The following is a 19,069-nucleotide window of genomic DNA, read 5'->3' on the forward strand; positions in this document are numbered from 1 at the left end:
CCGGCGCACCCTACCGATGCCCGCGCGCGACCCACGCGGCGATCTGGCTGCGGCCGGAGAACCCCAGCTTGGCCAGGATGTGCTGCACGTGGGTCTCGACCGTGCGCTCGGAGATGTGCGCCGCCGCGGCGATCTGTCTGTTCGTCAGGCCCTGGGCCACGAACGCGGCGATCTCGGCCTCGCGGGCGGACAGCGGGCCGGAGCCGGTCTGCTCCAGCCGGGCGAGGAGCGGCTTGAGGCCCAGCAGGCGGGCCGTCGCGAGGGCCGCGCGGGCCAGTTCCTCCGCCTCCGCGCGGTCCGCGCGATGGTCGCGGCGGCGGAGCTCCTCGGCCAGCCGGGCCTGTGCGGCGGCGGTGAAGGGATCGAGACGTGCGGCGGCGTTGATCTCGACGGCCCGGCGCAGGTGCCGGACGGCCTCCTCGGACCGCCCGGCCCCGATCGCGGCGACGCCCGCGGCGAACTGCATCGAGCCGGACGTCGTGATCGCCCCCGCCCCGCCGACCAGGTGCAGGTCCGCGTGGGGGCGCAGCCAGAGGTAGCAGGCCTCGGCGGCCGCGCGGTCGCCGAGCTCGGTGGCGACGACGGCCCGGCAGGCCTCCACCACGAGCGACGAGTAGTTGGGGATCCGCGGCGAACCGGTGGGAGGGATCCGCCGGTACCAGGGGACCGCCAGGTCACGACGGCCGTCGGTGACGTACCAGAGGGCGATGTTGGCCTGGATGAGCAACGCCTGCGGAGCCGACGCGGCGGCGGCGATGGCGAGGAGGTCGGCCCGGTCCGCCTCGTCGTCCCCGGTCTGGACGGCCACGAGGTAGCGGACCGCCATCGCCGTCAGGCGGACCCCCTCGTGCCCGCCCTCCACGCCGAGCTCCTCGACCTCCCGGTTGAGCGCGTGCAGCTCGGCCCACCGGCCGCGGCCGAACAGGGGCGCGATGCGGCAGCGCAGGAGGTGCACCTCGGCGAGGGGCCTGCGCAGCCGCGCGACGAGCGGGGCGAGGCGCTCGACCTCGGCCTCGGCCTCGTCGACCCGGCCGGCCTGCAGCAGCGCGTCGAAGCGCCAGAGCCGACCCCACAGGGCGTCGTCGGGATCGCCGGTGCGGTCGGCGAGCGTGAGCAGGCGGGTGCCGAGCTCGAGGCGTTCGGCGTTGCCGTCGGGTCCGGCGCGGGCGAGCTGGCGGGCGCGCAGCGCGTCGGCGAGGGCGCGCGGATCGTCGAGGCGTTCCGCCATGGCCAGGGCCTCGGCGCTGATCCGGTCCATGACCGCGGTGTCCCCGGCCAGCGCGTGGGCGTGCGCGTGCTGCGCCAGGAGCCGGGCCCGCAGGGCGGAGTCCGCTTCGGGCAGCGCGGCGAGCGCCTCCGCCGCCCAGGGACCGGACAGCCGCAGCCACTCGAACTCGGAGACCGCGGGCAGCACCAGCGCCGCCCGGGCCAGGCCCTCGACGTCACCCAGCTTGCGGGCCAGCGCCGCGGCCTCGACGGCGCGTTCGGAGGCCGCGCCGATCGCGTGCGACCAGCCCAGCACCTCCGCGGTGCGCAGCAGCAGCGCCAGACGCTCGGCGGGCGGGTCGGCCCGCTCGTCGAGGACCCGGCCGAGGAGCCGGGCGGCCTCGGCGTGGGCGAGGGTGCGCAGGGCGAGCTCGCCCGCGTCCCGGGCCCAGCGCAGGGCCGTGTCGCGGTCGCCCGACGGCAACGCGGCGAGCGCGTGGCCCGCCAGCTCGGGCAGGACGTCCGGGTCCGCGGCGCGGGGCGCGAGCGTGCGGGCCAGCGCGGCGTGGATCGCGGAGCGGTCGGGCAGGTCCAGGAGCAGCGCCTCCCGCACCAGGTCGTGGGGGAACCGGACCCGGCTGCCGGTGCGCAGCAGCACGCCCTCGGCGAGGGCGGGGGCGAGCACGGCGAAGGGATCGGCGGGCGGCCCGCTCCCCAGCTGCCCGGCGAGCCCGGCCACCAGGCCGGCGTCGCACTCGCGGCCTGCCACCGCCACCCAGCCCAGGGCCTGCCGGCAGTCGGCGGGCAGCCGCGCCACCCGGCGGGCGACGACGTCTCGGACCGACCCCGGGACGGAACCGGGTGCGGTGCCGAGCGCGGTGACGAAGAACGGGTTCCCCCCGGTCCGGGCGGTCAGCCCGGCCGCGGCCGCCGCGTCCCCGGTGAGCCGGGCGACCTCGTCCTCGGCGAGCCCCCGCAGGTCCAGCCGGGTGCCCGGGACGGCGTTCAGCGGGGTCCGCAGCTCCGCGGGCCGACAGGTCCCGATCAGCAGGAGCCGCGCGCCGGGCTCGCGGGCCACGTGGGCGAGCAGCGCGACGGCGTCCGGGTCGGCCCACTGCAGGTCGTCGAGGACCAGGACCAGGCCGGCTGGAGCGGCGGCCGCGGCGAGGAACCCCCCGACGGCGTCGAACAGGGCGAACCGCTCGGCGGGACCCGCGGCCGCGTGCGGCGGGGGCGGTCCGTCGAGCGCGGCGAGGGACGCGGGCACCTCGCCGCCGGAGGCCCTCCAGGAGCGCACGATCCGCCGCCACGGCCAGTAGGTCGGGGCACCGCGGTCCTCGCTGCACCCGCCCCACAGCACGGGGACGGCGCGGGCCCCGGCGAGCCGCTCCAGCTCGGACGCGAGCCGGGTCTTGCCGATCCCGGGCTCCCCCGCGAGCAGGACGGCTCCGGGCTCGCCGGCGAGGGCGGCCTCCAGCCGGGCCGTGAGCGCGGCGAGCTCCGCCGCCCTACCCACGAAACGGGGGTCCACGGGCGTATCGGTACCACGGATCCGTGGTTTCCACGATGGCCGGTTCGTCCCGAACCCGTACACCAGGGGCATGACCCTCCTCGCTGTCCGCGCCGACCGCCTCTTCGACGGCCTGACCTGCACCGACCACACCCTCCTGCTCATCGAGGACGGCCGGGTCGTCCGGGTGGGCGGCCCCGTCCCGGACGGGGCCGAGCTGCTCGACCTGCCGGGGGCGACGCTGCTGCCCGGGCTCGTCGACACCCACGTCCATCTCGCCTTCGACGCGAGCCCCGACTCGGTCGCCGCGCTGGCCGCCCGCGATCCCGACGCGGAGCAGGAGGCCATGGCCGAGGCCGCCACCGCGCAGCTCCGCGCGGGGGTCACCACGGTCCGGGACCTGGGCGACCGGGACTACTCCGCGCTGCGCCTGCGGGCCTCCGCGAGACCGCTGCCGACGATCGTCGCCGCCGGGCCGCCGATCACGTCGCTCGGCGGGCACTGCCACTACCTCGGCGGCGAAACCCGCTCCGGGGACGCGACCGTCCGGGCGGCGGTGCGGGAGCGCGCCGAACGCGGCTGCGACGTGATCAAGGTGATGGCCAGCGGCGGGGGCCTCACCCCCGGCACCGACGTGCTGGCCCCGCAGTTCACCGCCGCCGACCTGCGCGCCGTCGTCGACGAGGCCCACCGCCACGGGCTGCCGGTCACCGCCCACGCCCACGCACTGCCCGCCGTGCGGCAGGCGCTCGACGCGGGCGTCGACGGGATCGAGCACCTGACCTGCCTGACCGAGAACGGTGTGGAGGCCTCCGACGCGCTGATCGACGAGCTGGTGCGGCGGCGGGTCGCGATCGGGGCCACGGTGGGGTTGGTCCCGGTGCCGGGGATGGTGCCGCCGCCCCACCTGGCGAAGAACCTGCCCGCGATCCTCGACACGCTGCGCAGGCTGATCGCGGCGGGGGCGGTCGTCGTCGCCGGGACGGATGCGGGGATCGCCCCCGTGAAGCCCCACGGCGTGCTGCCGCGGGGGCTCGCCGACCTGGTCGCGCACGGGATGACCCCGCTCGCGGCGCTGCGCGCGGGGACCGCGACGGCCGCCGCCGTCGTCGGGCTGGGGGCGCGCAAGGGCCGGCTCGCACCGGGTCTCGACGCCGACGTCCTGGCCGTCGCGGGCGACCCGACGCGGGACATCGCCGCCCTGCTCCACCCGGTCGCGGTGCTCCGCGAGGGCGAGCGGGTCCTGGAGCCGCTGGAGCCGGTCCGATGAGGATGATCCTGCACCGGCTCAGGGAGACCCTGTGCTCCCAGCCGACCTGGTACTGGAGCTACGGCGGGTTCGTGGCGCCGGAGTTCCTCTCCCACAACGCCCTGCCGTGGTCGGCCAGCCTCGACCGCAGCTCCGGGTCGAGCGCCTCCACGTCCCCGCCGAGCGAGACGAGCTGACCGGCCGCGACGTCGAGGGACTCGACGGCGAGGGTCAGCTCGCGCCACCCCTCGCCGTCCGGCTCGCCGGCCCCCGCGACGGCGGCGGCCGCCGCCTCGACGTCCGTGACCCGCTTCAACGCCCGCAGCCCCCGCGGGGAGACCCGGATCCGGACCGTCTCGCGCAGCATCGTCGCCGCGAACGCGGCGGCGGACTCGGCCCACCACGCCGGGAGGTCGAAGTCGGGGCGCTCGAACCGCTCGTCGAGCAGGCTCGCCTCGGTGATCCGGGCCGCCCGGTACGTCCTGACCTGGCCCTCCACCCGCGCGACGAGATACCAGACCCCCGCCTTGAGCACGAGCCCGAGCGGGTCCACCGTGCGCGCCGCCCGGTACACGATGGACACGCGACGCTGCTCCCAGAGCGCCTCGGCGAGCGTGCCGAGGTGCGCGACCTCGGCGGGCTCCTGGAACCAGCCGGGCGCATCGAGGTACACCCGCTCGGCGACCGTGCGGGCGTGGGCGTGCAGCTCCTCCGGCAGGGTGGCGAGGATCTTGGCCTGCGCTCCCGCCAGCGCCGTCCCCATGCCGAGCTCGGCCAGCAGCTGCGGCGCGCCCATGGTGAACAGCGTGGCGGCCTCGGCGCCGGTGAGCCCGTCGAGCCGGGTGCGCCAGCCGTCGACGAGCCGGATGCCGCCGCCGGGGCCGGGTTCGGTCCACAGCGGCACCCCGACCTCGGTCAGCGCGGCGACGTCCCGGTAGATCGTCCGCTCGGAGACCTCCAGCTCGGCGGCCAGCTCGGCCGCCGTGGCCGACCGGCGGCGCTGCAGCACGAACAGCAGGGCCATCAGCCGGGACGCGCGCACGGGACCGATCGTGGCAGGCTCTCGGGGTGGACACCCTCTCGACCCGGCAGGTCTACGCGAACAGCTGGATGAGCGTCCGGGAGGACGGGATCCGGCGGGCCGACGGCAGCGAAGGCGTGTACGGCGTCGTCGACAAGCCGACGTACGCCCTGGTCATCCCCCGTGACGGCGACCGCCTGCACCTGGTGGAGCAGTTCCGCTACCCGATCGGGATGCGGCGCTGGGAGTTCCCCGCGGGCACCGCGCCGGACCGCGCCGACCAGGACCCCGCCGAGCTCGCCGTCCGCGAGCTGGTCGAGGAGACCGGCCTGCGGGCGGGGCGGATGGAGCGGATCGGCCTGCTCGACGTCGCCCCCGGCATGTCGAGCCAGCGCGGCCACGTCTTCCTCGCGACGGAGCTGGTGCAGGGCGAGCCCCGGCGCGAGCACAGCGAGCAGGACATGCGCCAGGCCTGGTTCACCATCGCGGAGTTCGAGCGCATGATCGCCGACGGCGAGATCACGGACGCCCAGTCCATCGCCGCCTACCAACTCATGCGGCTCCGTTCCTGACCCCCCCGCCATCATGTGAGGCGGTCGAGTTCCGCGGTGTGGGTGCGGTACGCGTGGGCGATCCGCGCCGCCAGGGCCCGGTCGGGGGTGCCGGGGAGCTCGAGGGCGGCGCGCAGGGTGTCCGCCAGCAGGTCGGCGCGGGCGTCCGGATCGGCGGGGCCCGGCGCGGTCGGCACACCGTCGAGGAGGAAGAAGCCCGTGGTCACGGCGGCGAAGACGCGCAGCTGGGCGTCGACCGGCTGGTCCGTGCGGAGCAGGCCCGCCTCCCGGAGCAGCCCGAACCACTCCCGGCCCATCCGGGCGCGGACGGCGGCGATCGCGCCGAGGGTCTCCGACGCCTCGTGCGCGAGCCTGCCGAGCACCTCGGCGTCGCCGAGGTAGATCCTGCGGGTGACGGGATCGTCGAGCAGCTCCCGGTACAGCTCGCGGACGGCTCGGGCGGGCATCGCGGCCGCCGGGTCGCGCTCCATCCGCTCGGCCATCCGCAGCAGCACCGCGCCGTGAATCCGCAGCAGGACGCCGAGGAACAGCGCCTCCTTGGTGCGGTGGTGCAGGTAGACGGTCCCCTTGCCGATCCCGGCCTCGGCGGCCACGTCCGCGACCGTCACCCGCTGGTACCCCCAGCGGACCAGCAGATCGGCGGCGGCGTCGAGCAGCCGGTCGGCCCTCGTGACCAGATGGCCGGGTCCGGTCATGCAGTCAGCGTATACCGTGACCCGCATGGGCTACGAGCACCTTCTCGTCAAGGAGGACGGGGACACCGTCCGGATCACCATGAACCGGCCGGAGCGGCGCAACGCGCTGTCCGAGGACCATCTCCGCGAGCTGCTCGACGCGTTCGAGCAGGCCGGGGCGAGCTCCGCGACCGGGATCGTGCTGGGCGCCGAGGGCAAGGCCTTCTCCGCGGGCCACGACTTCGCGGACGTCGCGGCGCGGGACCTGCAGGGCGTACGACAGCTGCTCACCCTGTGCACCGAGCTGATGCAGACCATCCAGGCCGTGCCGCAGGTCGTGATCGCGAAGGTGCAGGCCATCGCGACCGCGGCGGGCTGCCAGCTCGTCGCGACGTGCGACCTCGCCGTCGCCGCCGAGTCGGCGAGCTTCGCGCTGCCCGGGGGCAAGGGCGGCTGGTTCTGCCACACCCCCGCCGTCCCCGTGGCGCGCACCGTCGGCCGCAAGCGGCTGATGGAGCTGGCGCTCACCGGCGACCCGATCGACGCCCGCACCGCGGTCGAGTGGGGCCTGGTCAACCACGCCGTCCCGGACGCCGAGCTCGACGCCCGCACGGACGACCTGCTCGCCCGCGCCACCCGCGGCAGCCGCTTCGGCAAGGAGGTCGGCAAGCAGACGCTCTACGCCCAGCTCGACCGCCCCGAGGCGGACGCGTACGCGATCGCCGTCGAGGTCATGGCGTCGATGTCGCAGTCCGCGGGCGCCAAGGAGGGCATGGCGAGCTTCCTCGAGAAGAGGCACCCGGTCTGGCCCGACTAGGGTGCCGGGCGATGCTGTCTCGCAGAGCGTTCCTCGCCGGCTCCGCCGGTCTGGCGGCCCTGCCGACGCTGACGACGCTCGCGGCCTGCGGGACGAGCGGCACCACGTTCGAGCGGATGCGCGCGGCGGGTGTCGCCCGGATCGGGATCGCGGGCGAACGCCCCTACGGCTACCTGAACGGCGACGGCGCCGTCACCGGGGAGGCGCCGACCGTCGCCCGCGCCGTGCTCGCAGACCTCGGGGTGGGCGGCGTCGAGGCGGTGCAGGTGCCCTTCGCCCGGCTGCTGACCGGCCTGCTCGACGGGCAGTACGACCTCGTCGCTGCCGGCACCACGATCACCCCGAGCCGATGCGCCCGGGTGGCGTTCTCGCGCCCGGACTTCTTGGCGCCCTTGGCCTTCCTCGTCCCGGAGGGCAACCCGCAGGGGCTGCGCACGCTCGGTGGCGCCTCCCGCTCCCGTACCCGGCTCGGGGTGCTCGAGGGCTCGGCCGAGCAGGACTACGCGCTCGCCGCGGGGGTGTCCCCCACCGCGATCACGACCTACGACGGCCAGAGCACGCTGTACCGGGCCGTCGCGAACGGCGAGGTCCCCGCCGCCGTCCTCACCCGCCTGTCGCTGCTCGACGAGCAGTCCCGCAATCCGGGATCCCGGCTGCAGGTGACCCCGGGGTTCGCACCCTCGACCACGCCCACCGGCGAGCCTGTCTACCCCGTGGGGGCCTTCGCGTTCCGCCCGGCGGACACCGATCTCGTCGTGGCGTTCGACACGGCACTGACCGACCTGCAGACCTCCGGGCGGTGGCTGGAGACGGTGCGCCCCTTCGGTTTCGACGACGAGAACCTCCCGCAGGCCGGCCTCACCACGGCGCAGCTCTGCACTTCTTGATCCCACAGCTGGGCGAAAAGTCCGTACATTTAGCGGGTGGCCGTCGTCGAATCCCGCTTCCCCGCCCGCCTGTTCCGGGTGGGCGACGAACCCGACCCGCGCTTCTCACTCGCCAACGAACGCACGTTCCTGGCCTGGATCCGGGCGGCGCTGGCGCTGATCGCCGCCGGCGTGGCGCTCGAGGCACTCGGCCTGGCCCTGCACCCGGGGTTCCGGACGGCGGCGTCGATCCTGCTGGTGGTGGCGGGGCTGCTCACCCCGCTGCAGGCCTGGCTGGGCTGGTACGCCACCGAGAAGGCGCTGCGCCGGACCCGCCCGCTGCCGCCCGCGCTGCTGGCCCTGCCCACGGCGGTCCTGGTCGTCGTCGCCGGGCTCCTGGTGTTCCTGGGGATCCTCTACCGGTGAGCGTCGTCGACCCCGGGCTGCAGCCGGAGCGCACCGGCCTGGCCTGGCGGCGCACGACCGTCTCCCTCGCCGTGGTGTCGCTGGCGGGCACCCGGCTGCTGCCCGACCCCGTCGGCCTCGTGGGCCTCGCCGGTCTCGTCGCCGCGATCGCCCTGCTGGTGCTGGGCGAGCGGCGCTACCGCCGGGTCCGCCGCGCCCTCGCGCGCGACCCGGACGCGGCCGTGGCGGGCGGGCTGCTCGTCCCCCTCACCGCGGCGACCACCCTCCTGCTGGGAGCGGGCGCGGCGGTCTACGTGCTGGCCGCCGGGGTCGGCTGACCAGGGTCACGCTCGCGGCGCGGCCGCGGCGTGGGCCCGGGCGAGCAGCTCCTCCAGGACGGCCCGGGTGTGCTCACCCGGATTCACCACGGACACCCAGCCGCCGTAGACCGGGTGCGCGAGCAGAACGTCCGTCGCGGTGCGGTCCGTCGACTCGACGAGCTCCCCCGCCGTGCGCCCCACATGGACGTTCACCCGGTACCGGCCGGGCCGGTCCAGGTCCGACGACGGCTCGCCCGGATAGTCCTTCGTGACGATCGTGGCGTAGGGCTGCGTCCGCTCGGGCACCACCCCGCTCGGGGAGTGGTAGAAGAAGTGATCGCCCCAGGCGAGCTCGGGGAACCCGCTCCCCTCCGCGGGGGCCAGCTCCAGCACCCCCTCGAAGCCGCGCAGGGTCGCCAGCACGTCGTCGATACTCATGGGTGCAGTATCGGCAGCTCGCCCTCGCCGCGGGGCCGGTGGAGGCGCGGCGGGTGCTGCAGCACGTGGGCGTTGCGGTTCTGGGAGTCCGAGGGCCTGCTGCACCCCACCCGGGTGGGCCGCGCCGCCCGCGCCTACCCGGTCGCGGCCGTGCGTGAGGCCCGGATCGTGGTCGCCCTGCGCACCGCGGGCCACCGCATCCCGAGCTGCGCGCCACGATGGCGGCGTTGCGCGAGACGACCGCGCGTCCGCTCGAGTCCCTCGACGCCCACCTGGCGTCGCTCACCACGCGCACCCTCGCCCTGCTCCCGCGGGCTCGGGGCTCGCCGAGCTCGTGTCCGGAGGGTGACCGGCGGCGATGTGGTGGAGGATGGCGGCATGGCACTGCTGCGCATCGCGGGCATTCCCGTCCCCGGCCCGTCCGACCTGCTCGACGGGGCCAAGGCCGTCGTCGGCTGGTCCGGGGAGGTCGTCGAGATCGCGGCGGGCATGCCGGAGCGGGCCGCCGCCCTGCTCGACGACGTCACGGGGTTGGTCGGGCGCATCGGCGGGATCGCCGAGCGGGTCGAGGGGCTGCTCACGCAGGTCGAGGGCATCGCGGGCCGCGCCGACGGCCTGATCGAACGGGTGGACGGCACCGCGACCGAGGCGCAGGCGCTGATCACCCGCGTCGGCGGCACCGTCACGGCGGTGGAGGGGCTGCTCGGGCAGGTCGGCGGCACCGCGACGCAGGCGGACGAGCTGATCACCCGCGTGGGCACGACGGCCCGGCAGGCGGACGCGTTGATCGTGAGCGTCGGCGGGACGGCGGGCGAGGCGGACGCGCTCATCACCCGGGTCGGCGGCACCGCGGGTGCCGCCGAGGAGCTCGTCGCCCGGGTCGGCGGGGTGGCGGGGGACGCGGAGCGGATCGTCCTCTCCGCCGGGTCGGTCGCGGACGAGGCGCGCAAGGTCGTCGCCGGGGCGAACGCGGTGGCGGACGACGCGGCGGGCGTGGTGTCCCGGGCGGGCACCGTGGCGGGGCGGGCGGACGACCTGGTGCAGGACGCGTCGGGGCTCAGCGCCCAGGCGGGCGCCATGCTCGAGACCTACAAGCCGATCACCGAGAAGGCCGCCCCGCTGGCCGCGAAGTTCGTCGACGAGTTCTCCGAGGCCGAGCTGCACGCCGCCATCCGGATGGTCGACCAGCTGCCCCAGCTGGTCGAGCACCTGGAGAACGACGTCATGCCCATCCTGACCACGCTCGACCGCGTGGGGCCGGACGTCCACGACCTGCTCGACGAGCTCAAGGGCGTCCGGCAGGCCATCAACGGGATCCCCGGCTTCTCGTTCTTCCGTCGCCGCGGCGAGGAGCGGGAGGCCGAGGAGGCGGCGGCGGAGTAGCCGCCCGCACGGTCCGCACCCACGCGCACCGCTCGACGTCCCAGTAGTGGCGCCGGTCCATCACGCCACCTCCCCGAACAGGCGCCGACAGTGCCGGGTGTGGATGCCGGGCGCGATCCGGGGCAGCAGCACCCGGGCGGGCGGGGGCGCCTCGGCGAGCATCGCGCGCAGCACCGCGGGATCGCCCTCGGCCATCATCATCCCGAAGAACAGCGGCAGGGCCGGTTTCGGGATCGCCTGGAACCCGGCCTCCCCGAGCGCGGCCCACTCCGCCGCCGTGAGGTGGGCCGCGGCGAGCGGCAGGATCTCCCGCTCCTCCATCCGCAGGTGGTCCTTGAGCAGGGTGTAGAGCTCGGCGAGGTCGTCGACCAGCGCGAGGCCGGTGTGCCGGTCCGTCCAGGAGTCGAGCGCGACGCGGACGGCGGCGACCAGCTCCTCGATGCGGGCGTGCTGCTCCTCGCCCGTGTCGAGCGCCGCCGCGGGCACCCGGGCCCGCAGCAGCGGCAGGAGCAGCCGGTCCTCCCCCTCGTGGTGGTGGTCGAGGATGTCGAGCAGCAGGCGGACGTGGCGGACCACGCGGGCGCGCTGCCGGCGGGTCTCCGTCCGCACGACGGCGGTCGGGGCCATCCGGATCTCCCGGAGCAGGGCGGTGTGGACGACGACCATGTCGCGGGTGTCGACGGGCGCGGGGACCGCGGTCGGGGTGGGGTCGGGACGGGTGGCGGGCATCGGGCTGTTCCTCTCTCGGTGGTGTGCGCCCAGCCTCGGGGACGGCGTGTGCACGGCACTTGCACGGCCGTGTCACGCTGACCGGGTGGGGTTGACCGTCCGGGTGCTCGGCCCGGTGGAGATCGCAGGCGACGACGGCCCCCTGCCCGTGCGCCGCCTCCTCGAACGCGGTCTGCTCGTCCGGCTGGCGCTGGCGGGCGGGACCGGCGTGGCGGACGAGCGCCTGGCCGCGGACCTGTGGGAGGGCGAGCACTCCGGGGTCGCGCGGCTGCGCGTCGTCGTCTCCCGCCTGCGGCGCAGCCTCGGCGGCTCGGCGGACGCCGTCGTGCGCGTTCCGGGCGGCTACCGGCTCGACGCGGACGTCGTCGACCTGCGGGCCGCCGAGGCCGCCGCAGCCCGGGTGCGGGCCGATCCGGAGGCCGCGCGGGACGCGGCCGCGGAGTCGCTCGCCGCCTGGCGCGGCGACGCCCTCTCGGACCTGCGGTCGCTTCCCTTCGCCCGTCGCGAGGGCGAGCGGCTGGACGCCTGGCGGGCGGAGCTGACGGCGGCGCGCCTGCGGGCGGACCTCGACCTGGGGGCGGGCCCCGGGATCGTCACGGAGCTGGCCCGGCTCGCGGCGGAGGCCCCGCTGGACGAGGCGGTGCGCGGGATGCTGGCCACCGCCCTCTACCGCGCCGGGCGGCAGGCGGACGCCCTCGCGGAGCTCGCCGCGCTGCGCCGCGACCTCGCGCGCGAGCTGGGGGTGGACCCGACCGCCGAGACGGCCGAGCTGGAGGTGCGCCTGCTGCGCCAGGACCCGGCGCTGCGGCCGATCTCGCGCGCGGTGGAGCGGGGGGCGGGCGTCGAGGTCCGGTCGGGCGGGATGGTCGGCCGGGAGCCCGAGCTGCGGGTGCTGGCCGACCGCCTGGACGCCGCGCGCTCCGGGGAGGTCGGTGTCGTGCTCGTGGAGGGTCCGCCGGGGATCGGGCGGACCCGGCTGCTGGAGGCGCTCGGCGAGCTCGCCGCCGCGCGCGGGTTCGCGGTGCGGTGGGGCCGCGCGACCGAGGGTGCCCCCGCGTTCTGGCCGTGGCGCCAGGCGTTGCGCCACGACGCCGGTCCGCTCGCCCCGTCCGAGGTCCCCGTGCCGACGGCGGCGCCCGACGACCGGTTCGGGCTGTTCGAGACGGTCGTCGCGCACCTGGAGGGGGTGGCGGGAGACGGGCTCGTCCTGCTGCTGGACGACCTGCACCGGGCGGACGTCGGCTCCGTGCTCCTGCTGGCCCACCTCGCGGGCGGCGCGGGCCGGGCCCCACTGCTGGTCGCCGCCGGCCTGCGCCCCGACGGGCTCGATCCCGACCGCGCTCAGGCCCGCACCGAGCTGCTGCGCAGGCCGCGGACCACCCGGATCGGGCTGGGCGGACTCAGCCCGGACGCCGTCGGCGCGCTGCTCGCGCTCGTCCGCGGCGAACCCGGCGATCCCGAGGTCGCGGCGAGCGTGGCGGCGCGGACCGGCGGCAACCCGCTGTTCGTCCGGGAGCTCGCCGCCGCGGCGACCGTCCCACCCACCGCCGCACCCGCCGCGCTGCCCACCGCGATCCGGGACGCGGTCCGCACCCGGCTCGACGCGCTGGGCCCGCGCGGCGCGTCGGTCCTGGCGGCGGCGGCCGTGCTCGGCGAGGAGGTCGACGCCGAGCTGGTCGCGGACGTCCTCGCCCAGCCGGTCGAGGACGTGCTCGACCGGCTCGACGAGGCCGTCGCCGCGGGCCTGCTGGGCGACTCCGACGGGGTGCGCTTCGCCCAGGAGATCGTCCGGGAGGCCGTGGCCTCGGACGTCGGGTCCGGGGCGCGGGCCCGCCTGCACCTGCGGGCGGCGGAACACCTCGAGCGGACCGGGACCCGGGTCCCGGAGATCGCCCACCACCGGCTCGCGGCGGTGCCGCTCGGCGACCGCGCCCGGGCCGTCCGGGCCGCCGTCGCCGCCGCCGAGCTGGCCGTGCGGCAGTTCGCGTTCGAGGACGCGGTCCGGCTCTACGACCGGGCGGTCGGGACGGGCGCCGCGCTCGACACGGCCACCCGGGCCGAGCTGCTGCTGGGTCGGGCGCACGCCCAGCACCTGGATCACGACGTGGCGGGGGCGATGCGCAGCGGTGCGGAGGCCGGTGCCCTCGCCGAGCAGCTCGCCGACCCCGTCCTCCTCGCCCGGGCCGCCATCCTCCTGCCGGACGTCGCGGACGCGAACTGGCTGACGACGTCGAGCCGGTGGTGTCGCGCGGCGCTCGGGACGCTCCCCGGCGAGGACGGCGCGCTGCGCGCGCGGCTGCTCGCCCAGCTCGCCGTCGCCTCCGTGTGGGCCGACGACCGGGTCGGCCCCGATCCCGTCGACGTCGTGGGGTCGACGGCGCTGGCGATGGCCGAGCGGGTCGGGGACACCCCGGCGCTGCTGACCGCGCTGCGCGCCCGCCAGCTCGCCCGGTCCGGGCCCGACGGCAACCACGACCGGCTCGCGGTCGCGGACCGGATGCTGGCGCTCACCCGCGAGGTCGGCGACCCTGCCGAGCTCTGGGGGAGGCTGTGGAGGTTCGACGCGCTCGTCCAGCTGGGGCGGGTCGACGAGGCCGAGGAGGAGCTCGACCGGCTGGAGCCGGTCGTCGCGCGGCTGCGCCGCCCGCTGGCGCGCTGGCACCTCGTCCGGAACCGGGGGTTGCTGCTGGCCGCACGCGGTCGGTTCCCCGAGGCGCGGGCGGCCGCCGACGAGGCGGTGCGGGTGGCGGCGCGAGGGAACCACCGCGCCGCCGAGTACCCCGCGCACACGCTGCGGCTCAGCATCGCGCTCCTGACGGGGGACCCGGTCGACCCGGCGGTCTTCGAGGTCGAGCGGTACCAGCCGCCGCCGCGGCTGCTCAGCATGATGGCCGCCGAGTGGCACGCCGCCCACGGCGACCTCGACGAGGCCCGGCGCCTGCACGCCCGGCTGCCGCGGCCCGAGACGGTCCCGCTCAAGCCGTTCATGGTCCTGCCGTTCCACGCGAGCGGCGGCGCACTGGCCGCGGCGGTGGGGGACGCCCAGGGCATCGACCACGCCTACGCCCAGCTGCTGCCGTACGGCGACCTGCACGTCACGGCGGGCGCGGGCGCGGGCCTGACCGGCGGGTCGGTGCGGCTGGTCCTCGGCACCCTCGCCGCGGCGCAGGGGCGCACGGACGTCGCGGTCGACCACCTGCGCGCGGCCGTCGCGGTGAACGAGGCCGCGGGGCTGCGCCCCTGGGCGGTCCGCGCCCGGATCGCGCTGGCCCGGCAGCTGGGGGACGCGGATGCCGCTGCGACCGCGGCCGCGGAGGCCACCGCGCTGGGCATGCCGACCGGCCTCCGGCACTGACGCTCGGGACGCCCAAGCACCGCTGAGCGACGCTTGGGCGTCCCAAGCGTCAGCTCAGCGCGTCACGGGCCCGAGCGTCACGGGCCCCGAGCGGCACGGCCCGAGCCTCACCCCAGCCCGTGCACCTCGCGGACGAGCGTGACGATCTCGTCCATCATCTCGGTGAGCTGGTAGTCCTTCGGCGTGAAGACCGCGGCGACGCCCTTCTCCTTGAGCGCCTTCGCGTCCTCGGCGGGGATGATCCCGCCGACGATCACCGGGACGTCGTCCGCACCCTGGGCGCGCAGCCCGTCGACCACCGCGGGGACGACCTCGAGGTGCGAGCCGGACAGGATCGACAGCCCCACGACGTGCACGCCCTCCTGCACCGCCGCCGCCACGATCTGCGCGGGGGTGAGCCGGATGCCCTGGTACACGACCTCGAACCCGACGTCCCGGGCCCGCACGGCGACCTGTTCGGCACCGTTGGAGTGCCCGTCGAGGCCGGGCTTGCCGACCAGCATCCGCAGGCGCGTGCCGAGCTCCTCGCCCGTCGCGCGGACCCGCTCCCGCACCTCCGCGATCTCCACCGCGGCCTCCCCGCCTGCGACCGCCGCCGACACCCCGGTCGGCGCCCGGAACTCCCCGAACACCGCGCGCAGCGCCCCGGCCCACTCCCCCGTCGTCACGCCCGCCTTGGCGCAGTCGACGGAGACCTGCATGAGGTTCTCGTCCGTCTTGGCGGCGTCCTGCAGCCGCCGCAGGGCCTCGTCCACCGCGGACTGGTCGCGGGCGGCCCGCCACTCGCGGATCGCCGCGACGGCCGCGGCCTCCGTGGCCGGGTCGACGGTCTCGATCGCCGCCGCGTCGCCCTGCAGCGGGCTCGGCTCGGTGGTCTGGAACCTGTTGACGCCGACGACGACGTCGTCCCCGGACTCGATCCGCCTGCGGCGCTCGGCCAGCGCGGTGACCAGCTCGCCCTTCATGTAGCCGTTCTCGACGGCCGCGACCGCGCCGCCCATCTCCTGCACCCGGTCGATCTCGGCCTGGGCGGCCTCGACGAGCTCGGTCACCTTGGCCTCGATCACGACCGAGCCCTCGAAGATGTCCTCGTACTCGAGCAGGTCGGTCTCGTAGGCGAGCACCTGCTGCATGCGCAGCGCCCACTGCTGGTCCCAGGGCCGCGGCAGGCCGAGCGCCTCGTTCCACGCGGGCAGCTGGATCGCGCGGGCGCGGGCGTCCTTGGACAGGGTGACGGCGAGCATCTCCAGCACGATGCGCTGGACGTTGTTCTCCGGCTGGGCCTCGGTGAGCCCCAGCGAGTTGACCTGGACCCCGTAGCGCATGCGGCGCTGCTTGGGGTTCTCGACGCCGTAGCGCTCCAGGGTGATCCGGTCCCACATGCGCGCCAGGGCGCGGAGCTTGCACATCTCCTCGACGAACCGCAGCCCGGCGTTGACGAAGAACGAGATCCGGCCGACGACGTCCCCGAACCGCTCCGGCGGCACCTGGCCGGAGTCGCGCACCGAGTCCAGCACCGCGATCGCGGTGGACAGCGCGTACGCGAGCTCCTGGGCGGGGGTGGCCCCGGCCTCCTGCAGGTGGTAGCTGCAGATGTTGATCGGGTTCCACTTGGGGATCTCGGTGACCGACCAGGCCACCATGTCGGTGATCAGGCGCAGGCTCGGGGCCGGCGGGAAGACGTAGGTCCCGCGGGAGAGGTACTCCTTGATGATGTCGTTCTGGGTGGTGCCGGCGAGCGTCGCCCGGTCCGCGCCCTGCTCCTCCGCGACCGCCACGTACAGGGCGAGCAGCCACATCGCGGGCGCGTTGATCGTCATCGAGGTGTTGGCCTCGGCGATCGGGATGCCGTCGAACAGCGTGCGCATGTCGCCGATGTGGCTGACCGGCACGCCGACCTTGCCGACCTCACCCTTGGCCAGCTCGTCGTCCGGGTCGTAGCCGGTCTGGGTGGGCAGGTCGAAGGCCACCGAGAGGCCCGTCTGGCCCTTCTCGAGGTTGCGCCGGTACAGCGCGTTCGACTTCTCGGCGGACGAGTGGCCCGCGTAGGTCCTGATCACCCACGGGCGGTCGCGCTCACGATCGGTCGGGTACGGCACCGGACACCTCCACGTCGAAGAACAGCCCCGGAGGCGAAGCTTGCGGAGCCGACCATCGAGCAGAGCGTACTGGCCGGTAGCGCCCGCCACACCTGCCGTGTGAGATAGTACGCGCCCTGCCCGGCAAACCGATCAGGCCTCCGTCAGACCCGGTGGTACCGGGCGTCGAAGAAACAGAAGATCCCGTACGCCGCGATGCCCAGGGCCACGACGGTCAGGATGACCACCCCGAAGGGCTGCGCCGCGAGCGTCCTCAGCGCGGAGTCCATGCCGTTGGCCTCGTTCGGGTCGAAGCGCACCGCCGCGGAGACGATCAGCACCCCCAGCACCCCGATCGCCACGCCCTTCGCGACGAAGCCGACCTGGCCGAGGCGCTCGTCGAGCATCCGGGCCCGCCGGTCCGCCCCACCGAGGTCCTGGTCCTCGGTGAACTTCTTCTTCGCACCGTGCCAGGCCATGACCCCGGCGCCGATCACCACGCCGACGCCGACGATCCCGACGATGACCTGACCGCCCGGCAGGCCGAGCACACCCGCGGTGGCCTGCCCCCCGCCGCCGCCCTGCGCGCCGCCGTGGACCGCCGCGGAGGCGGTCAGCACGGCGAGACCGGCGTAGACCACGGCCTGCCCGGCGCTGGTCAGGCGCTTGACCAGCTTCTTCTTCTCGTCGTCGACGTAGCCGAACCCCCAGATCGCGGAGGTGATCCGCCACAGCACCACGCACACGAACCCGATGAAGAGCACCCACAACAGGACGCGGCCGAAGGGCTGCTGCGCGATGGTCGACACCGCGCCGCTCTGGTCCGCCTGCCCACCGCCGCCGAACGCCACCTGCAGCGCCAGCCAGGCGATCAGCAGGTGCAGCACCCCGTTCGCGGCGATCCCGACCCGGGCGCCCTTGCGGACGGGCTCGCTGCGCCCGGCGCGCCGAGCGCTCCCGCCGCTCGGAGCGGCGTCCCGGACAGAGCGTGCGGCGCTGCGAGCCCGGTCGCCCAGGCTGCCCGACGTCGATGTGGACATGGTTCCTCCGTAGCCGGTCGGCCCCCCGACCCGGGAGAGGTATGCCCCTTATCGGCGCCCTCGAACCCTCCGTCGTCACCCTGCGTCCGCGCGCCGATCACACGATCGGGGCACCCCTACCGGGCGGGGTCGGCCGCCACGCGCTCGATGTCCGCGCCCAGGCCACGCAGGTTCTCGACGAAGCGGGGGTAGCCGCGGTCGATGTGGTCGACGTCCCAGACCTCGGTGGTGCCCTCGGCGCAGAGTCCGGCCAGCACCAGGCCCGCACCGGCGCGGATGTCGCTGGCCCAGACCGGGGCGCTGGAGAGCCGCTCCACCCCCCGGACGACGGCGTGGTGGCCGTCGGTGCGGGCGTCCGCACCCAGGCGGACCATCTCGTCGACGAAGCGGAACCGCGCCTCGAAGACGTTCTCCGTGATCATCGAGGTGCCCTCGGCGACTGCGGTCAGCGCGATCGCCATCGGCTGCAGGTCCGTGGCGAACCCGGGGTAGGGCAGCGTCACGAAGTCGACGGCCTGGGGACGCCGCCCGCCCATCGCCACCGAGAACTCCTGCTCGCCGACCGTCGTCTCGGCGCCCGCGCTGCGCAGTTTGTCCAGCACCAGGTCGATGTGGTGCGGGTCCACGCCCCGCACGGTGACCTCGCCGCGGGTCATGCAGGCGGCGAAGGCCCAGGTCGCCCCGACGATCCGGTCCCCGATGACGCGGTGCTCGGTGGGCTGCAGCGAGGACACGCCGTGCACGGTCAGCGTGGACGAGCCCACGCCCTCGAGCCGGGCGCCCATCTGCTGGAGCATCACGCACAGGTCCACGATCTCGGGCTCGCGGGCGGCGTTGTCGATCACCGTGGTGCCCGTGGCGAGCACCGCCGCCATCAGGATGTTCTCGGTGGCGCCCACGCTGGGGAAGTCCAGCCAGATCTGGGCGCCGTGCAGGTCGTCCGCCTGCGCGACGACGCGGCCGTGCTCGATCTCGGTGGTCGCGCCCAGCTTGCGCAGGCCGTTGGCGTGCATGTCCAGCGGGCGCGAGCCGATGGCGTCCCCGCCGGGCAGCGGGACGATGGCCTTGCGGCAGCGCGCGACGAGCGGGCCGAGCACACAGACCGAGGCCCGCAGCTTGGACACCGGCCGGTAGTCGGCCTGGCTGCCCGGCTCGGCGGGCACGTCGATCGTCACCGTGCCGCCGTCGATCGCGACCGTGCAGCCGAGGCTGCGCAGGACGTCCGCCATCAGCGGCACGTCCAGGATCTCCGGGCAGTTCGTGAGGGTGGTCGTGCCCTCGGCCAGCAGCGCCGCCGCCATCAGCTTCAGCACGCTGTTCTTCGCCCCGACGACGTCGACGACGCCCGAGAGCCGGGCCCCGCCCCGCACCGCGAAATGCTCCGTCACGAACAGCGACGGTAGCGG

General features: G+C 75.7%; 16 protein-coding genes and 1 pseudogene. 9 read left to right on the plus strand and 8 right to left on the minus strand.

The features are described 5' to 3' along the window. Nucleotides 1–10: 10 nt before the first annotated feature. The gene (locus tag BLS43_RS31645) at nucleotides 11–2,737 is read right to left on the minus strand and encodes an ATP-binding protein (protein WP_176921273.1); all 2,727 of its coding nucleotides are present in this window, start codon (nucleotides 2,735–2,737) and stop codon (nucleotides 11–13) included. A 70-nt stretch (nucleotides 2,738–2,807) separates the two neighbouring features. Between BLS43_RS31645 and BLS43_RS11170 the strand changes: the two genes are divergently transcribed. Further along, nucleotides 2,808–3,986, plus strand: coding sequence for an amidohydrolase family protein (locus BLS43_RS11170; protein ID WP_093082632.1), 1,179 nt, complete (start codon nucleotides 2,808–2,810; stop codon nucleotides 3,984–3,986). A 58-nt stretch (nucleotides 3,987–4,044) separates the two neighbouring features. Here the strand turns inward: BLS43_RS11170 and BLS43_RS11175 are convergent, their stop codons facing one another. Further along, the gene (locus tag BLS43_RS11175; RefSeq protein WP_093081932.1) at nucleotides 4,045–5,007 is read right to left on the minus strand and encodes a helix-turn-helix transcriptional regulator; all 963 of its coding nucleotides are present in this window, start codon (nucleotides 5,005–5,007) and stop codon (nucleotides 4,045–4,047) included. 68 nt (nucleotides 5,008–5,075) lie between these two features. On the opposite strand from BLS43_RS11175, the gene BLS43_RS11180 reads away from it, so the two are divergent. Then, complete coding sequence (locus BLS43_RS11180) at nucleotides 5,076–5,558, plus strand: NUDIX domain-containing protein (protein WP_176921285.1); 483 nt, start codon at nucleotides 5,076–5,078, stop codon at nucleotides 5,556–5,558. A gap of 11 nt (nucleotides 5,559–5,569) precedes the next feature. Here BLS43_RS11180 and BLS43_RS11185 read toward each other — a convergent pair whose 3' ends face one another. After that, complete coding sequence (locus tag BLS43_RS11185; protein ID WP_176921274.1) at nucleotides 5,570–6,253, minus strand: TetR/AcrR family transcriptional regulator; 684 nt, start codon at nucleotides 6,251–6,253, stop codon at nucleotides 5,570–5,572. 25 nt (nucleotides 6,254–6,278) lie between these two features. Between BLS43_RS11185 and BLS43_RS11190 the strand changes: the two genes are divergently transcribed. The 4 genes from BLS43_RS11190 to BLS43_RS11205 are packed head-to-tail and all read left to right on the plus strand — an operon-like array spanning nucleotide 6,279 to nucleotide 8,658. Next, the gene (locus BLS43_RS11190) at nucleotides 6,279–7,049 is read left to right on the plus strand and encodes an enoyl-CoA hydratase-related protein (RefSeq protein WP_093081948.1); all 771 of its coding nucleotides are present in this window, start codon (nucleotides 6,279–6,281) and stop codon (nucleotides 7,047–7,049) included. 11 nt (nucleotides 7,050–7,060) lie between these two features. After that, on the plus strand, nucleotides 7,061–7,936 hold the full coding sequence (locus BLS43_RS11195; protein ID WP_093081952.1) for a transporter substrate-binding domain-containing protein: 876 nt from the start codon (nucleotides 7,061–7,063) through the stop codon (nucleotides 7,934–7,936). A 36-nt stretch (nucleotides 7,937–7,972) separates the two neighbouring features. Then, nucleotides 7,973–8,341 (plus strand): YidH family protein, encoded by a 369-nt coding sequence (locus BLS43_RS11200; RefSeq protein ID WP_093081958.1) that lies wholly within the window; start codon nucleotides 7,973–7,975, stop codon nucleotides 8,339–8,341. Beyond that, on the plus strand, nucleotides 8,338–8,658 hold the full coding sequence (locus BLS43_RS11205) for a DUF202 domain-containing protein (protein ID WP_093081963.1): 321 nt from the start codon (nucleotides 8,338–8,340) through the stop codon (nucleotides 8,656–8,658). The genes BLS43_RS11200 and BLS43_RS11205 overlap by 4 nt, the downstream gene beginning before the upstream one ends. A 6-nt stretch (nucleotides 8,659–8,664) precedes the next feature. Here the strand turns inward: BLS43_RS11205 and BLS43_RS11210 are convergent, their stop codons facing one another. Further along, nucleotides 8,665–9,078 (minus strand): DUF6194 family protein, encoded by a 414-nt coding sequence (locus BLS43_RS11210; protein WP_093081968.1) that lies wholly within the window; start codon nucleotides 9,076–9,078, stop codon nucleotides 8,665–8,667. Between BLS43_RS11210 and BLS43_RS31980 the strand changes: the two are divergent. Together BLS43_RS31980 and BLS43_RS11215 are read left to right on the plus strand one after the other, a co-directional pair. Beyond that, nucleotides 8,974–9,270: pseudogene (locus tag BLS43_RS31980) on the plus strand (MerR family transcriptional regulator); the annotation flags it as partial. The gene BLS43_RS11210 and the pseudogene BLS43_RS31980 overlap by 105 nt on opposite strands. Nucleotides 9,271–9,456: 186 nt before the next feature. Then, entirely contained in the window at nucleotides 9,457–10,461 is a 1,005-nt protein-coding gene (locus BLS43_RS11215; RefSeq protein WP_093081972.1) for a hypothetical protein, read from the plus strand. A gap of 60 nt (nucleotides 10,462–10,521) precedes the next feature. Here the strand turns inward: BLS43_RS11215 and BLS43_RS11220 are convergent, their stop codons facing one another. Next, nucleotides 10,522–11,190 carry a hemerythrin domain-containing protein gene (locus BLS43_RS11220; protein ID WP_093081976.1) on the minus strand — a complete coding sequence of 223 codons (669 nt, stop codon included), beginning with the start codon at nucleotides 11,188–11,190 and terminating at the stop codon, nucleotides 10,522–10,524. Between the two features lie 85 nt (nucleotides 11,191–11,275). On the opposite strand from BLS43_RS11220, the gene BLS43_RS11225 reads away from it, so the two are divergent. After that, nucleotides 11,276–14,545, plus strand: a complete 3,270-nt coding sequence (locus tag BLS43_RS11225) for an ATP-binding protein (RefSeq protein WP_176921275.1) — start codon at nucleotides 11,276–11,278, stop codon at nucleotides 14,543–14,545. 107 nt (nucleotides 14,546–14,652) lie between these two features. Here BLS43_RS11225 and BLS43_RS11230 read toward each other — a convergent pair whose 3' ends face one another. The 3 genes from BLS43_RS11230 to murA form a co-directional block, all read right to left on the minus strand. After that, nucleotides 14,653–16,644 (minus strand): protein meaA, encoded by a 1,992-nt coding sequence (locus BLS43_RS11230; RefSeq protein WP_093081985.1) that lies wholly within the window; start codon nucleotides 16,642–16,644, stop codon nucleotides 14,653–14,655. 143 nt (nucleotides 16,645–16,787) lie between these two features. After that, nucleotides 16,788–17,663, minus strand: coding sequence for a DUF1206 domain-containing protein (locus tag BLS43_RS11235; RefSeq protein WP_093081990.1), 876 nt, complete (start codon nucleotides 17,661–17,663; stop codon nucleotides 16,788–16,790). Between the two features lie 116 nt (nucleotides 17,664–17,779). Continuing rightward, nucleotides 17,780–19,051 (minus strand): UDP-N-acetylglucosamine 1-carboxyvinyltransferase, encoded by a 1,272-nt coding sequence (gene murA, locus BLS43_RS11240; RefSeq protein WP_093081994.1) that lies wholly within the window; start codon nucleotides 19,049–19,051, stop codon nucleotides 17,780–17,782. Nucleotides 19,052–19,069: the final 18 nt, after the last annotated feature.

This window comes from Pseudonocardia oroxyli (assembly GCF_900102195.1).
Taxonomy (GTDB): Bacteria; Actinomycetota; Actinomycetes; order Mycobacteriales; family Pseudonocardiaceae; genus Pseudonocardia; species Pseudonocardia oroxyli.